The following is a 15321-nucleotide window of genomic DNA, read 5'->3' on the forward strand; positions in this document are numbered from 1 at the left end:
TCCTTATTTCTTAACCGGCGGCGTGCCGTGGGTGTGGAAGCTTTCGATGGTCTTTAGCCCCCAAGCCTGACCTTTCATGCGGTCGGCTTGTGTCCATTTGATTGGCTTCCAATCGGGAGCAAGGATCAGACGTGCGCCCGCATTCGCCAATTCCACGCGGTTCCCCGCAGGTTCCCAGACGTATAGAAAGAACGTCCCTTGAATGGCGTGTTTATGCGGGCCCGTTTCAATATGGACACCGTTTTGCAAAAAGATATCAGCGGCTCGCAGGATGTCTTCGCGTTGGTCTGTGGCGTAGGTCACGTGATGAAGTCGGGCGTCGCCGCCGCCTTGTTCTTCGGTGCAGGCCAGATCGTAGGTCTTGTTATTCACCGTGAACCAGCAGCCGCCAATGCGTCCGTTGTCCAGTTCAATGTATTCCGTGACACGTGAACCAAGGCAGGTTTCCATGAACCGTTTGAATTCGGTCACATCACTGGAAAGTAGGTTCAGGTGGTCGATCCGGCGCGGCGCGGCACCTTCGAATGCAGAGGCCGTATTTTTCAGTGCGGCAACGTCATCGCCTTGGGCTTTGAACCAAACAGTATCGTAGTAAATTTCGAATACATGACCAAAGGGATCTTCGAAACGGAACGCCCGTCCGTGGCTTAAGTCGCCATCGTTCCAGCCGTGAACCTTATATCCGCTTTTCTCAATCACCTTAACGCGGCGTTCCAATGCTTCTGGCGAAGTGGCCCGGTAACCGATGTGACCAACCCCTGTGGTGTCCGCCTTCGTCAGCTTGAGCGTTGCGAATTCGTAATCGTCCCACGCCCGGAGGTACGCCGATGTCTCGTCCTGCCCAGAGAGCTTGAGACCATAAACGCGAGTAAAGAAATCAAGGCTTTCTTCGAATTTGTCGGTCAGCATTTCGACGTGACCCAAGTGCGCCATATCGAATGATGGGTTTGTTGTGTCTGTCATGCGTGTCGACCTCACAGCTCGTCTACGGTACGTGGGAAAATTGATTGGAACCCTTCGGCGTATTGGCAATCGCGTCCGCCGGATTGGCCGCCAGAGTTTCGCTTAAAGTGGTTCGCGCGCTGTTGGGCGACCCGGGTGTAATAGTCCCACAGGTGTACCTGACCCTGATTACATTCCATCGCTTTGCGTTTCTTGTCCCAGACTGACGTGATGTCGAGGAACGTATCGGGCTTCCAACCCATTTGTTCGGTTTGATGTGGCTCAAACAGGTATAGCTGTGGCGCACCAAGAACCTTTTCACCGGGGTTATGTCCCCACGCTTGCGCGATCATCCGGCACTCAAGCGCGACCTGCGTCATATACATGTGGTCGGTGTTGTAGGGGTCGTATTGGCTGTGGCTCATCATGAATGACGGCTGCACCTTGCGGATAAGATCGACCAGTTTGAACTTGTCATCCTTATCAAGCTCAAGCGGATAATCCCCCAAGTCAAAGCATTCAAAGTGGTGCACACCAAGCGCGTCAGCGGCGGCTTCTGCTTCGCCGCGACGGTTGTCTTTGACTTCTTGTAGCGATTTGCCTTCTTTCCACAGACGCGCGCTCTCTCCTCTTTCACCAAATGACAGGCAGGCTACGGTGACTTCGTAGCCAAGCTCTGCGTGCAGCGCGATTGCGCCGCCACAGCGCCAAACAAAATCAGCAGCATGGGCAGAAATAATAAGCGCGGTTTTCTTTTGGGCGGTCATGGAATTGCTCCGAAAAATCGTGGTTGTCCGACTGTCACATGGCAGTCCCCGGCAAAACAATTTTGAAGGCCGTCTATTAGGATAAGAATTTGCTATAGCGTATGGTCATGGTGGCCCTCGGATGGCAGGCTTGTTTGGGGGGATACGCATAATGTTTCGGTATCGCAGAGGGATAATTTAGTGAAAAGTAGCACGATACTTGAATTAGGTCCTGTAACGCATTCTGCGCCAGATTACGGTTTGGAGCGCACGCTATGATTTCGCGAAATCTTCGTCACTTTCGGGTGTTTCTTGCCGTTGCCACTTCGCGTTCACCGACTATAGCAGCGGCCCGGTGTAACGTGTCGCAACCCGCCGTGACCCAATCGTTGGCTAAGCTAGAGCGAGAAGCGGGTGGCGAACTTTTTGAACGTACACGTCACGGGTTCTTTTTGACCGAGCGCGGCGCATTGTTCGAAGATCGCCTACGCCGGGCTATGCAGCGCATGGATGCAGCATTAGCAGAGGTATCACCGCGTTTGACCGTGACAGCTACCGTTGCGCAATTGCAGGCGCTCATTGCGGTTGTTGGCGCGCAAAACTTCACCTTAGCTGCACGTCATTTGGGGTTGGCACAGCCCACGGTGCACCGGGCCATCATGCAGATCGAGCAAGAGGCCGCCCGCCCATTATTCGAGCGCACGACATTCGGTCTGGTCGCCACACGTCCGTGCCGTGATCTGGCAAAAGCTGCGCAGTTGGCGTTTTCTGAGTTTGATCAAACCGAAGCAGATCTAGGCGAATTTGACGGACGCGAAGTTGGAACAATTGTTGTGGGGTCACTGCCTTTGTCGCGGTCTGTCGTGCTGCCGCAGGCGTTAGCCCAGTTTCGTGCGCAGCGGTCGACGCAACCCGTGACCGTATTGGATGGGACTTATGATGATCTGTTGGGCGGGGTTCGTTCTGGCGAAATAGATTTTATGATCGGCGCTTTGCGTGATCCATTGCCAATTCGTGATGTCGAGCAAGAGCAGCTATTTTTAGATAGGATGGCGATTTTGGCGCGGCCTGCGCACCCATTGGTAGGTAATGTAGATATTGGGCTGGATGTTCTTGCAAAACAGCAGTGGGCAGTGTCACGTCAGGGTACGCCAAGTCGAACCCAATTTGATGACCTGTTTGCAACGGCGCAGATTGATGCACCGACCAGCATTCTTGAGTGCGGTTCCATTCTTTTGATGCGGGAAATTTTGCAACGTAGCGATATGTTGGGCTGTATTTCTGAAAAGCAGGCAGAAGCTGAAACTTTACGTGGTTTGCTGGTCGCGCTGGATGTTGACACCAATTGGAAAGGTCGCCCGATTGGCCTGACTTATCGGACCGGTTGGGTCCCGACCAAAGCCCAAGCGTTGCTATTGGGGTTGGTACGCCGTGCTGCTGCGGCTTCGGGTCAGCTATAGTGGATACTTATGCTGTTCCTCTGGCTTTGAATTCGCGTTGGTACTGGATGCGCTGACATAAGGTGCGCATGCGTACGAGCTGAACCTCGTACATCGTGAATTTTCGGGAGGAAGAAACATGCGCCTAACTACATCTATTGCCACTGCCGTTGTCGCTTTGTGGGCGACAAACGCAGTCGCCGAAGAGCTAAGCTTTGCCAACTTTATGCCGCCGGGGCATCCGTATGTTGCAGGCGCGTTCCAGCCGTTCGCTGACTTGGTTGGTGAAAAGACTGGCGGTGACGTGACCGTGCGCCTTTATTCTGGAGGTGAACTTGGGCCGGGACCGGTCGAACAATATAACCGTGCTGTAGACGGTGTTGCCGATTTTGCGATCGGTCTTCCCGGTTACACCGCGTCGAATTTCCCATTGACGCTAACCGCTGAATTGCCCGGTGTGATCAACACCGAAACGGGTACGGCGGATTTGTGGGAAAACATTGATCTATTCAAAGACGAATACCGCCGCGTGCAGCTGGTTTCGCTTTGGTCCAGCGCACCAAACGTCCTGTATACGCGTGATGTTGCTGTTCACAGCCCTGCGGACGTTGCAGGGATGAACATTCGGGTGCCGTCACGAAACGCGGGCCTTCAGGTCGAAGCATGGGGTGGTAACCCAGTATCCATGCCCGTGACCGAGATTTACAATGCGATGCAAACCGGCGTGATTGACGGTGCGATGATCGACACAACCGCGACCCGTGCTTTCCGGTTGGGCGAAGTCGCCAATTATCTGACCCTTGGGTTCGAGGCGACGAATTCGCCGTTCTTCATCGTGATGAACCGTGATGCATTCCGTGGTCTGTCTGACGATGCCCAAGCCGCCGTGGTTGAGGCTGGCAAAGAGGCATCCGTGCTGGCGAACACCACCCAGCTAACCGTCGCCGAAGGCGGGATTGTCGCATTCGAAGAAATGGGCGGCGAAGTCGTTCGCCTAAGCGATGACGAAGCGGCAGCGTTCAACGTATTGTCTGCACCGATTGTGGATCAGGTTGTGGCCGACACGGGCGAAGCTGCACAAGCGGTCGTCGACGCGCTGACAGCGGAATAAACCGTGTCGCGTTTCAGTAAATCAACTTGGGCGGCGTGGTCCGCCCGGGTTCCCGGATTGCTGGCCATCGGGGCTGGCATCTGCCTTATTACCATGGTGATTATCGTCAGCACTGGCGTGATCTTGCGGTACGTTTTTGGCGCGCCGCTGCTTGGGGTGAACGAAATCGTCCAATTGGTCGCTGTTGCGCTGGTCATGATGGCGCTTCCTTATGCGACCTACACGGGTTCGCATGTCCGGGTGGACCTGTTTGATAAACCGCTTGGACGTTGGGGGCGCTTGTTTGGTGACCTGATGTCGCGAACGCTGTCGATCATTGCCCTGTATGTTTTGGGCGGCCAGGCGTGGAAAAAAGCGGCCGAGGCTGTCGAATTTGATGATTTGACCAATATGCTCCAACTGCCGCTTTGGCCTGTTTACGGGACGATCTGTGCGGGTATGGCGCTGTGCGCGATTGTGTTTGCAGCGCAAATGATTGCGCTGATTTTCGGATGGAAGACGATAGATGACTGACCTAGCTATTGGGATATTTGGGATCGGCGCATTGTTTGGGTTGATGATCCTGCGGACACCTGTCGCCTTCGCCATGCTTATGACTGGCTTTTTCGGGGTTTGGTATCTTGACGGATTACGCCGTGCGACGGCGATTATGTTCACCGAAACCTATTCGTCGATCAGCAGTTACAATCTGATTGTCGTTCCGATGTTTGTCCTGCTTGGCAACATCGCGTCAGAGTCGGGATTTAGCCGCGCCCTTTATGATGCCGCCCATGCTTGGGTCGGGCGATTTCGGGGCGGTTTGGCGTCTGCATCTGTTATCGGGTGTGCGGCGTTTTCGGCTGTGTCCGGATCGTCGGTCGCGACTGCGGTAACAATCGGCCGTGTTGCACTGCCCGAGATGAAGCGCCTTGGCTACGGTCCGGGCCTATCGACGGGCGCCATTGCTGCGGGTGGTACGTTGGGTTTTCTGATCCCCCCTTCGACAGGCTTTGTTATCTACGCGATCCTGACTGAGGAATCGATTGGACGCTTGTTTATGGCAGGTATCCTGCCCGGTTTGCTCATGAGCAGCCTGTTCATCATGGCGATTTGGATCGTCACGTTGCGCAACCCGAATGCTGGCCCGCGCGGCGAAGCCAAGCCACTCGCGGAGCGTCTTCGTTTGTTTGGCCGCGCTGCACCTTTGATTGGGGTCATCATGATTTCAATCGGTGGTATTTATTTGGGTGTTTTCACCCCGGTCGAAGCGTCTGGAGTTGGTGCAGGGCTGGTGATCTTGATTGCGTTGCTGACCGGGAGCCTATCACGCACCGGGTTTGTCAGTGCGATTGGCGACACCGTCAAAACATCAGCAATGCTATATATGATCGTGGTTGGGGCGAACGTTTTGAACCCGTTCTTGGCGATCACCGACATCCCGCTAGCGCTTAGCAATATGCTGACCTCCTTTGGGCTTGGGCCGTATGGGACGCTTGTGCTGATCTTGCTTAGCTATGTTGTGTTGGGCATGTTCTTGGATGGGCTGGCGATGCTGGTTGTAACCATTCCGATCTACTATCCGATTATTCTTGGCCTTGGTTTTGATCCAATTTGGTTCGGCGTGATCGCGGTGATCGTGATCGAAATGGGAATGATTACTCCACCTGTCGGGTTGAACGTTTTCGTCGTGCGTAGCGTCGCCGAAGACATTCCACTGCACACGATCTTTAAGGGCGTTATACCGTTTTTGATCGCTATGATTGTGACGTTGGTCTTGATCATCCTGTTCCCGCAAATCGCGCTTGCGATCCCGAACTCTATGTTTGGGTAGCCGGGTTAGTCGGTCTCACGTCATAAGACTATTCAGCGTCGTCAAAGCATGGTTTACAAATGACCGTGGCCATTCGTTTGGCCCGGTCGTTGAATGCAAGGATGAACCGTGATGACCCCGAATTTTGCACAACCTGACACGATCCGCTCTGATTTTTCAGCGGCGATGTCAGCGATGTACCGGACAGAGGTCCCAGCCTATGGCGACCTGCTAGAGATTGTTCAGGACACAAATGCCGCGACCCTGAACGGGCCATCGGCGGCAGGGTTGAACCTCACACCTGACGAAGACACCACACGCATTTCCGAAGAACGGCACGGTGCGATCCGGCTGGGTACAGCGGATGAGCTGGCAGTGATGGCACGCGTTTTCGCGGTGATGGGGATGTTCCCTGTAGGCTATTACGACCTGTCGGCGGCTGCGGTGCCTGTGCATTCGACCGCCTTTCGGCCAACGACCCGCGCTGCACTGGCTGCGAATCCGTTCCGCGTATTTACTTCGCTGTTGCGCCTAGAATTGATCGCGGATGAAACGCTGCGCGCGCAAGCCGCGGCCATTTTGGCAAAGCGGCAAATTTTCACCGCTGATGCCGTCGCCCTGACCGAAAAAGCAGAGGCCCAAGGCGGTCTGTCACCCGAAGACGCGACAAAATTCGTGGCCGAGGTGTTGGAAACCTTTCGTTGGCACGCCGACGCCTGCGTCGATATCGACACGTTCAATCAACTGAACGCCGCCCACCGCCTGATTGCAGATGTGGTTTCGTTTAAGGGTCCGCATATCAATCACCTTACCCCGCGCACGTTGGATATTGATGCCGCGCAGGTCGGCATGGTCGAACGCGGCCTGCCTGCCAAAGCCGTCGTCGAAGGCCCGCCGCGCCGTAATTGCCCGATCTTGCTGCGACAGACATCGTTCAAGGCGCTAGAGGAACCCGTGAATTTTCCGTCTACCGATGGCACAGAGACAGTTGGTAGCCACACCGCCCGTTTCGGAGAGATCGAGCAGCGCGGCGTCGCCCTGACACCTAATGGTCGCGATCTTTATGATCTGACGCTTGCAGCAGTTCGCGCCGAAATACTGCCTGCAGGCGATGGATCGAACGCTGACGCATATATGACCGCGTTGTCAGATGCGTTCAAAGTGTTCCCTGACGATTGGCGTGGTATGTATGATCAAGGCTTGGCCCATTTCAAATTCTCGATCGACCATATGCCAGAGGTTATTCGCGACCTAGAAACAGTCGCGCTGTTAGATGCAGGTGTGCTTAGCCTTAGCCCGATCATCTATGAAGATTTCCTGCCAGTCAGCGCCGCAGGCATATTCCAATCAAACCTTGGCGATGATGCAGGGCAAGATAGTCACAACGCATCCAGCAAAGTCGAATTTGAAAAGGCACTGGGCACAACCGTGGCCGATGAATTCGCGCTTTATCAACAGATCGAGGATGCGTCGCTGTCGGCCTGCCTAGATCAAATTCGCAAGGCAGGCCAATCGGCTTAGGTTACTTTTCGTAGGTGGTTGCCTGCATCGTAATTTGCGCGGTGCAGGCGATGTCCGTGGCTGAAAAACCGACCGCGATATTAAATCCGCCTGCCTCAACTCGCCAAAGCGCGGCATCGACATCGAAATACGCAAAATCGCGGCCATTCAGATCAAGATCAACCTGTTGGCTTTCGCCCGGCGCCAATGAAACCTTCGCAAAGGTCTTTAGCTCTTTGACGGGCCGCACAATGTTTGACGCCTTATCGCCAACGTAAACTTGCACGACAGTAGCGCCGCGTCGGTCGCCTGTGTTGGTCAGTGTGACAGTCACGCGCGCGCCGTCATCCACAGCTTTGACAGTGCAATCGGACAGGGCGAATTCGGTATAGCCCAACCCGTGGCCAAACGGGAACAGCGGTGTGATCCCATGTTTGTCATAGTGTCGATAGCCGATGAACACGCCTTCCTCGTATCGCACTTTGCCGTTTATGCCGGGGTAAACCTCGGGGTCTTGTGACCATGTTGGGTTGTCTTGCCAGCGCACAGGGAAAGTTTGCGGTAGGCGACCGCCCGGTTCAACGTCGCCGAACAGAACGTCAGTGATCGCATTGCCTGTTTCTTGACCGGGGTACCATGCTTGCAAAACGGCCTTGGCCTGATCCACCCAAGGCATTTCAATCGGACCACCCGTTTGCAGCACAATGATTGCGTTCGGATTGGCGGCCAAAACTGCGGCGACTAATTCATCCTGTGCGCCGGGCAGAGCAATGTGTTCAAGGTCGGACCCTTCGGTGTCCCATTCCCCAGATCGCCCGACGAATACAATCGCTGTGTCAGCCTCTTTGGCGGCATTGGCCGCTAGTGCGATTGCGTCGTCTGGCAGCGGTCGCCCAACACCAGCGCGGAAGGCCGACAGATCAAGCATCTCGCCTTTGCGCGCAACGAATTCGACGGTGACCGCATAGGATTGTCCTGCAATCAGGTCAGCCTCTGCTACGATCTCGTCGCAGCCTTCCTCAAAGAAGGTACGACCGCGCGACCAACCATCGGCAGCGTTTACAACAAGCTTGCCATCGACAAACAGCTTACTACGTCCAGTCGCGTGCAGCCCGAACCGGTGCGGACCTGATGCATCGGGCGTGTAAGTCCAGCTAATCCGGGCCGAGAAACCTGTGGGGTCAACCTTGCCTTCACCAATGGGCGGCATCCAGAAGGTTTGTGTCTGACCCAGCATTTGTGTCGCGACCGGGTCACCGGACAGATCGCCATTGTCAAAGAAATCAACTTTAACATCGCCAATGAATAGTGGTTCCCACCGGTGGTTATGACATCCCGGTGCGTGGATGATGTTGTCGGCGCCAAATCGTTCGGTCAGCGCCTCGAGCGGCGAAACACGATAATGCGCGTTGATGAACGACGATCCGCCACCCATGATCTGCGCTTCGGCCGCGTTAGGCCCGATGACCGCAATCTTGCCGGGCTTTGCCGTCAGGGGCAGTATGCTTTCGTTCTTTAACAACACCGTACCCTCGGCCCCTGCACGCCGGATAAGTGCGCGGGTTTCTGGTAGGTCTTCTGACTTTTCTGCGTAAGGTGTTTTATCGGTAAGCGCCCCGGTACGTTCCATCAGGCGCAACATATTCAGCGCGCGGGTGCGGATTATTTCGGGCGTAACATCGCCCTCATTTACTGCTGCAACCAGCTTGTCACCTCGGTCACGGGGTGGTCCGGGCATTTCCAGATCAAGCCCTGCGTTGACGGTTTCAGCGGTTGTGTGGGACCCAAACCAATCAGACATGACAATGCCGTCATAACCCCAGTCGCCACGTAGAACGTCGGTCAGCAGCCAAGTATTTTCGGACGTATAGTCAGCATTCAATCGGTTGTATGATGACATCATCGCCCAAGCGTTGCCATCTTTTACCGCCGCCTCGAACGGGCGAAGATAGACTTCGCGCAGGGTGCGTTCGTCGACCTCTGAATTCATCGTCGTACGCTGAATTTCGGATTCATTCCCCGCAAAGTGTTTCGGCGTTGCCGCAATCCCATTGTCCTGAAGCCCATGAATATATGACACGGTCAGCGATGCCGTGAGTTCAGGATCTTCGGCAAAGCATTCAAAGTTGCGACCATTGGTGACGGACCGATGGATGTTGATTGTTGGGGCAAGCAACACCTGTGCGCATTTTGATTTGGTTTCTTGGGCCAACGCTGCACCGACTTCATACGCCAGTTCGGGGTTCCATGTCGCGCCAAGTGCGATCCCAACCGGAAACGCTGCCGCTGTGACGCCGCCGAACCAATCACCGCCACCGCGTGCGCCATTTGGGCCATCAGTCACGCGAAGTTTGCCAAGGCCAAGCCGTTCTATCGCCGGGATCGACCAGAGGTCTTCGCCCGAAAGCAGCGAAACCTGCTCTTCCAGCGTCATTTGATCCACGAGTGTTTCGATATTCACGGTCATAGTGCGGGCTCCTCCAAGCGTTTTGAAATTGATAACGGAAGAATTGACGGAAAGACAATTGCTACAAAGGCTTGACTTCATTTCGCCAACGGCTGGCGTAGGCACGTAGATCCGCGGCATCCTGCGGGCATGTAACCTTCGAGGGCGATTGGTAGGGCGCATCATCTAACAACAGCAACGCGCTGCCCGCGCTCGTTCCCGTTGATGCCGCCGACGCGCATACGCCGTCCGGCCGGATCGCTGCCAGCATGTCTAGGTAATCAGCGTTCCGCGCAAAAGGGCCTTCGATGATGGTTGATCCGGTCGCGCCAATTAGGTTCAGGCAGGTGTCCGTCATGAGGGCCAGATAATAGGATAGGCCAAGCATCCGTGCGCCGTCGGTTTCTGGTTCTACTGTCCAGCTGTGCATTCGGTCTGGATAGGGGCCTGACCCTTGGACGACCGATGGCAGAAGCATCACGCCGTCAGCGATTAAGCGCATGCGGTCTTGGGCATTGGGTTCGGCGGTTGAGGTGCCTCGGATATCTTCGAATGAACGTCCGCCCATGAACCGCGCTGATGGAACTGCTGCCCCTAATGCGTTTACGTTGATCAGCGTGTCGCGCGCAGGGTCTAGCGTGACCTGAGCGCCACCCACGGCCATGGCAATCACCCATGTTCCAGTTGAAACAACGCTGAACGCCCCGTCCTGTCCGATCACATGCGGATAAAGTGAAGCATTGCTATCGTGAATGCCAAAGGCGACGGGGATATCCGATGAAAGCCCAGTCTGCGTCGCGATATTATCTGCCAATTTCCCAGCAATAGACCCTGATTTTTGTGCAGTAGGCAGTTTTTTAGAAATCCCAAGCGTATCGACAAGGGACGAAAAATCACCTTCATATGGGTTCCACAGATCGGTGTGACAGCCTAACGATGTGACTTCGGTTGCCATGACATCCGTAAGCCGCCATGCCCAGTATTGAGGATAGGTCAGGATATGCGCGGTGCGGTCGCGGAGCGTTGGGTCCACCGTAAATTGCCAATCCAACTGCGCCCCAACGTTAAGCCCCATAGGAAGGCGCGGCGATCCTGTTTGCGAAAATTTAGGACGGATTGCGTCGTATTCAGCTGCCCTGTCATCAGGCCCGGTATGTTCATAGTCCAACATCGGCGCAGCAAGTGCACCGTCTTTGTCCAACAGAACGACAGCGGCCCCATGTGTGGTGATAGAAATACCGGTAATCGTGTGTGTCTGGCCAAATTCAGTAAGGGCATCCAGAAAGAATGCCCAATGCCCTTCAAGGTCGAAATGCGGCCAAGGCGGGCCTGATAAGACGGTATTGGGACGGGTTCGAACGGCGACTTCTTTTAGGTTTTCGGCGTCCACTATTGCCAGCTTTGCGTTTGTTTTGCCGACATCAATGACAGCAATGAATTGATGGTGGGTCATGGCATGTAAAACATTGGCATTAGTGGCACCGCGATGGGTTCGTTTGATGGGTGGGTTTCCATGATATCCGCCATATGCGCCCACCATTTTTGCATCACAGGGTGGTTTGGCAGGCTGTCCATACCATGATCGTCTGTCCGCATTAGAATTCCGAACAAGGCGTTTGTGTCCTCGTCTAACCAGATCGAATAATCGCTGATCCCCGCTTCAGTCAGCAGCGCGGATAGCTCTGGCCAGATGTCATCATGCCGTTGTTTGTATTCTGCGGACTTGCCGGGAAGTAAGGTCATTCGAAAGGCGTAGCGTTCCATCAGCGTTTCCTTTGTGCGGCGATCAGCCCGATCAAACGTGGTAGCGCGATAACCCCGATGAGCAGCCCGCCGATAAAGATCGACATGACGATGCCCGGAACGTTCAACAGTCCTAGACCAAATGTGACCATGCCCATGACAAGGGCCGCGATCACGACGCCGACAATTGTGCCTGACCCGCCCAAGATCGAAATGCCACCCAGAACGACCATCGTGACGACCTCTAGTTCCCAGCCCAATGCGATGGATGGGCGCGTCGACCCCAGCCGGGACGTGAGGCAAACAGCAGCAAGCCCTGACATTAGCCCCGTGAGCAAGAACAAGATCATCTTGGTTCTTTGAACCTTCACCCCGGAAAACAACGCGGCCGTGGGATTATTCCCGATGACATAGAGCTTTCGGCCAAAGTTGGTCAGATGCAGCAAGACCCCAAAGCCGATTGCAAGTACGACGAAAATCACGATCTCCCATGTGATAACGCCAAAGGCATAGCCCCGCCCGAAGACGCTAAAGTCGCTGGGGTAGCCGTTGAATGCTTGGTCACCCAAGACAATATACGCGATGCCGCGAAACAGGCTCATGGTTCCGATGGTGACGACGATAGATGGCAAGCCCATCTTGGTAATTAGCACCCCGTTGAACGCGCCGCATAACACTCCCACGCTTAGACCAATCAGAACCAGCGTTGGCGTGCCTGCCCCTAGCTGCAGCGCATAGCCCATCGCAGTGGATGACAGTGCAATAATCCCGGCAACGCTAAGGTCGATTTCGCCCGTGATGATCAGCAGCGCCATTGCAAAAGCGATCATGGCTTTTTCGGTAAAGTTAAAGCTCGCGTCGCTTAGGTTCCAGGGGTCCAGAAAATATGGGCTGGCCTGAGTGTTGGCGAAAAAGATAAGGATCGCGACGCCCAGCAATAGGACTTCCCAAGATCGGATTAGCCGATAACCGCGACTGTGCAGTCGGTTCGGGATGGTACGCAGGGCTGTGTCAGAAATGCTCATGATGTGGTCTCGGCAGATTTAAGGATAACACGGCCCTTGGTCCGTTCAGACTGGGCGTTAAATGCGACGGCGATGATGATCGCCGCACCTGAAATGGCAAGCTGCCAGAATGGCGAAATGCCAGCGACTGGAAGTGCGTTCTTGATCACGCCAAGGAACAGCGCGCCCAAAACTGCACCACCAACGGAACCGATCCCACCGGCGATGGAAATGCCTCCAATGACGCAGGCGGCAACAACGTCCAACTCAAACCCGCCAGCGACGTCCGTATAGGCCACGGCATAGCGCGACACCCAAAGATACCCGCAAAGCCCGGCAAGCCCACCGGATAAGACAAAGCTGTTGAACCGCGTCCGACCAACGTTAATGCCAGTATAAACCGCCGCATGTGGGTTTCCACCAACGGCATAGAACGCGCGGCCCATCGGGGTGCGCATGATCAACGGAACGAACAACGCGATAACCAAAATCGCGATCCACCCCAGCACGGGTAGGCCAAGGATCACATGACGCGGCAGCGCCTTAAAGCCATCGCTCATTTCATGAGCGTTGATCCACGCACCGTCCGAGATCAGGAAAATGACACCGCGATAGATCGTCATCGTACCCAAGGTGACCACGATTGAAGGCAGGTCTAAAAGCCAGACCAACACGCCGTTGAATGCCCCCATAAGCATGCCGAGAGCGATAGCGATCAGGATCAAGACCGCAACGGGCATTCCCGGCATCGCGGCGTTGATTGTCGCAACGACCATCCCTGTTAGGGCAAGGTTGGACGCTACCGATAGATCAATGCATTTGGTCAAGATGACCGTCATTTGCCCCAAGGCAAGGATCATCAGGATTGACGTGTCGTTAAAGATGCTTGCCAGATTGCCCGGCGCAGCAAACCCAGAAAACCGCGTTTCAACCAAGGCGATCAGCGCGATGATTGCACCTAGCAGGATCGTTTCCCGTGATTTTAGACGTTTCAGCATTAGGCGCTCTCCTCGTAACCTGCGGCGGCGCGCACTAGCTTTTCTGGGGTTAGACCTTCGCGGTCGTATTCATCCACGATCCGGCCTTCGCGCATCACAATCACGCGGTCGGACATGCCTAAGATTTCCGGGATCTCAGAGCTGACCATGATCACCGACAGCCCTTCGTTCGCAAGTTCGGCCATGAATTCATGCACGGCTGCTTTGGAACCTACGTCGATCCCTTTGGTGGGTTCGTCTAGGATAATCACCTTAGGCAATGTGGCGAGCCATTTGGCGATGACCACCTTTTGCTGGTTCCCGCCAGATAGATTGCCGACGTTCTGGTCAAGCGCAGCCGCACGAAGATCAAGCCGTTCAGTGTATTTGCGCGCAAGGCTGAATTCTTCGGCCATTTTTAGAAAACCATTGCCAGAAATCCGCCCCAACGACGGAAGCGTCACGTTTTGAAAGATCGGCAGATCAGTGATTGCGCCTTGCTTGCCGCGGTCCTCGGGGACGTAAACGATGCCTTGTTCTATTGCCTCGTTTGGGCTTCGGATGATGGCGATTTTACCGTCGATCTTAATCGCGCCCTTTGATGGCTTTGTGACGCCAAACAGCGCCTGCATGAATTCGGAACGACCAGCACCGACAAGCCCGTAAAACCCTAAAATCTCGCCTCGGCGTAGGCCGAAATTGATGTCGGCGAATTCGGTTGGGTGGGAATATCCCGCTACCCGCAGGATTTCGTCACCGATATTTGTGCTGCGCGTCGGAAAGACTTGCCCAACGGGGCGGCCGACCATCATTTCGACCAGCTTGTTTTCGGTGATGTCGGCGATCATGCCCGCACCGACCATTTCGCCATCGCGGAACACAGTATAACGGTCGGCGATGCGGAAGATTTCATCAAATTTGTGGCTGATGAACAGGATCGCTTTGCCTTCGGATTTCAGGCGATCAACCAGATCGTACAGTTCTTCGATCTCTGCCCTAGACAAGGCAGCGGTTGGTTCGTCCATCACCACGACGCGGGCCTGCACGGACAAAGCACGGGCGATAGCGACAAGGTGTTTGTTCGCGATGCCCAATTCCCGCAGGGTGGCATCTGGGTCCAGATTTGCACCAATCCGTGTCAGGATTTCGGTCGCTTGGGTGCGCATGGTGCCCCAATCAATTAGCCCCCAGCGGGTACGTGGCGCGTGACCCAGAAAGATGTTTTCAGCGACCGTCAGATCATCAAAAAGCACGGTTTCTTGGTGGATCGCTGTCACACCCGCGTCTGACGCGTCGGTGGCGGTTTGAAATTGGGTGGGCGTATCATCAATGACAATGTCACCAGCGTCTGGGCGGTAAATACCGGTTAGCACCTTTACGAGTGTCGATTTCCCGGCGCCGTTTTCACCAACGAGAGCGGTGACTTGGCCGGGATAAAGCGCCAGATCAACGCCACCCAGCGCGCGGACGCCGGGAAAAGTCTTGGTGATGCCACGCAGCGCAAGAACCGGGGCAAGATCAGCCGTGTCCCCGCGCGCCGCTGTTGGCTGCTTGGTGTTGTCCAAAGTCATGATGTTCACTTGAGAATATGGATGCAGGCCCAGTCAAGCCGGACCTGCAAGTT

At 55.1% G+C, this 15321-nt stretch carries 13 protein-coding genes; 5 read left to right on the plus strand and 8 right to left on the minus strand.

The window, feature by feature from the left end; genetic code table 11:
- Positions 1-3: 3 nt before the first annotated feature.
- Together CYQ09_RS16425 and CYQ09_RS16430 are read right to left on the minus strand one after the other, a co-directional pair.
- Positions 4-963: a VOC family protein gene (locus tag CYQ09_RS16425; protein ID WP_106746480.1), complete on the minus strand. Its 960-nt coding sequence runs from the start codon at positions 961-963 to the stop codon at positions 4-6.
- 11 nt (positions 964-974) lie between these two features.
- Positions 975-1709, minus strand: coding sequence for a PIG-L deacetylase family protein (locus tag CYQ09_RS16430; protein WP_106746481.1), 735 nt, complete (start codon positions 1707-1709; stop codon positions 975-977).
- Positions 1710-1963: 254 nt separating this feature from the next.
- On the opposite strand from CYQ09_RS16430, the gene CYQ09_RS16435 reads away from it, so the two are divergent.
- The 5 genes from CYQ09_RS16435 to hglS all read left to right on the plus strand — a co-directional run bounded on the left by CYQ09_RS16435 (position 1964) and on the right by hglS (position 7548).
- Entirely contained in the window at positions 1964-3148 is a 1185-nt protein-coding gene (locus CYQ09_RS16435) for a LysR family transcriptional regulator (RefSeq protein ID WP_106746482.1), read from the plus strand.
- Between the two features lie 118 nt (positions 3149-3266).
- Positions 3267-4238 (plus strand): TRAP transporter substrate-binding protein, encoded by a 972-nt coding sequence (locus CYQ09_RS16440; protein WP_106746483.1) that lies wholly within the window; start codon positions 3267-3269, stop codon positions 4236-4238.
- A 3-nt stretch (positions 4239-4241) separates the two neighbouring features.
- On the plus strand, positions 4242-4751 hold the full coding sequence (locus CYQ09_RS16445; RefSeq protein WP_239495983.1) for a TRAP transporter small permease: 510 nt from the start codon (positions 4242-4244) through the stop codon (positions 4749-4751).
- Entirely contained in the window at positions 4744-6048 is a 1305-nt protein-coding gene (locus CYQ09_RS16450; protein WP_106746485.1) for a TRAP transporter large permease, read from the plus strand. Before CYQ09_RS16445 ends, CYQ09_RS16450 begins: the two co-directional genes overlap by 8 nt.
- Before the next feature lie 111 nt (positions 6049-6159).
- Entirely contained in the window at positions 6160-7548 is a 1389-nt protein-coding gene (gene hglS, locus CYQ09_RS16455; protein ID WP_106746486.1) for a 2-oxoadipate dioxygenase/decarboxylase HglS, read from the plus strand.
- Position 7549: 1 nt separating this feature from the next.
- On the opposite strand, the gene CYQ09_RS16460 is transcribed toward hglS, so the two are convergent.
- The 6 genes from CYQ09_RS16460 to CYQ09_RS16485 form a co-directional block, all read right to left on the minus strand.
- Positions 7550-9994, minus strand: coding sequence for a beta-glucosidase (locus CYQ09_RS16460; protein WP_239495984.1), 2445 nt, complete (start codon positions 9992-9994; stop codon positions 7550-7552).
- 61 nt (positions 9995-10055) lie between these two features.
- Complete coding sequence (locus CYQ09_RS16465) at positions 10056-11426, minus strand: FGGY-family carbohydrate kinase (protein ID WP_106746487.1); 1371 nt, start codon at positions 11424-11426, stop codon at positions 10056-10058.
- On the minus strand, positions 11423-11737 hold the full coding sequence (gene rhaM, locus CYQ09_RS16470) for an L-rhamnose mutarotase (RefSeq protein ID WP_204353977.1): 315 nt from the start codon (positions 11735-11737) through the stop codon (positions 11423-11425). Before rhaM ends, CYQ09_RS16465 begins: the two co-directional genes overlap by 4 nt.
- Positions 11737-12741: an ABC transporter permease gene (locus CYQ09_RS16475; protein ID WP_106746488.1), complete on the minus strand. Its 1005-nt coding sequence runs from the start codon at positions 12739-12741 to the stop codon at positions 11737-11739. The genes rhaM and CYQ09_RS16475 overlap by 1 nt, the downstream gene beginning before the upstream one ends.
- Positions 12738-13718 (minus strand): ABC transporter permease, encoded by a 981-nt coding sequence (locus tag CYQ09_RS16480; protein ID WP_106746489.1) that lies wholly within the window; start codon positions 13716-13718, stop codon positions 12738-12740. Before CYQ09_RS16480 ends, CYQ09_RS16475 begins: the two co-directional genes overlap by 4 nt.
- Positions 13718-15268, minus strand: a complete 1551-nt coding sequence (locus tag CYQ09_RS16485) for a sugar ABC transporter ATP-binding protein (protein WP_106746490.1) — start codon at positions 15266-15268, stop codon at positions 13718-13720. The genes CYQ09_RS16480 and CYQ09_RS16485 overlap by 1 nt, the downstream gene beginning before the upstream one ends.
- Between the last annotated feature and the right edge of the window lie 53 nt (positions 15269-15321).

It is taken from the genome of Yoonia maritima (assembly GCF_002933395.1).
Taxonomy (GTDB): Bacteria; Pseudomonadota; Alphaproteobacteria; order Rhodobacterales; family Rhodobacteraceae; genus Yoonia; species Yoonia maritima_A.